The following is an 868-nucleotide window of genomic DNA, read 5'->3' as shown; positions in this document are numbered from 1 at the left end:
CACTGCTCATAGAGAGATTTTCTATAATATGCCTCAATATACAGCTCTCAAAGAAGCAGAAGAAGTTTATACAGTTTCTAGTACTGAATTGGATGGAGGCAAGCTAAAGCAGATTTGTGCAGATATACTTGAATGGGCTGAGCAGCAAAATGTCAATCAAATCATTTATGATTATGCAGCTTTTCCCCCAGACAGTGAACTTGATCTTGTAGCGCGTCACCTTATTGCGCTTGTTTTGATTGGGGATGTTGAAAAGCTCAAATCTTATAAGGAGAATTTTAGAAAGGGAAATTCTTTAGGTTTTGTGGAAGAAATCTCAAAATATAGAATTGATAATCTCCTCACTCTTGCACGGGGTTATCGAGCAGGTTTTCCGAAAAATGCACCGATTTTGAGCTTGGATCCGCAAATAACATCTGTTGCTTCTCAAACAACAGCTGTTGATGTGATAGAGGATGTAGAGGAAACGGATGATAAAGATGCTCCATTGACCATGGAAAGTGCCAGAGCACTTTTAAAAAGCCTAGGTTGGTCAACCGAGAAAATCAATGAGAATGACCATATGGCAAGCTATCAATTGGCTGATCGTGAAGTAGACATTCTTTATAACGACGAAATTGCCAAAGATTACCCACAATTTGATAGCGCCTTTATGATTAGCACGGGCATTCTTTCCACCGCTTGTAAATTCATTGATCCTACCTACACGGAAGATATTCCAGATATACAGCTTAATTTTGAAGCCAAGGGATTGGAAATCTTTGAACCAGAAGTTACTGCGGATCGCTTAAAGCAAGCACTTGATGATGCGCTAGAATGGTCAGTCAAAGACATTGACCTTTCTAAAAGACTTCGCTCTGATTATGGC

1 protein-coding gene is annotated in these 868 nt (G+C 39.5%); it reads left to right on the top strand.

The window, feature by feature from the left end:
* The coding region (locus ACFIKU_RS09915; RefSeq protein ID WP_375657407.1) for a DUF6990 domain-containing protein at positions 1 to 868 on the top strand (868 nt) is incomplete at both ends.

It is taken from the genome of Bartonella sp. CM120XJJH, assembly GCF_042194715.1.
Taxonomy (GTDB): Bacteria; Pseudomonadota; Alphaproteobacteria; order Rhizobiales; family Rhizobiaceae; genus Bartonella.
Note: the sequence above shows the minus strand (reverse complement) of the source record. Positions and strands in the feature narration are given on the sequence as shown.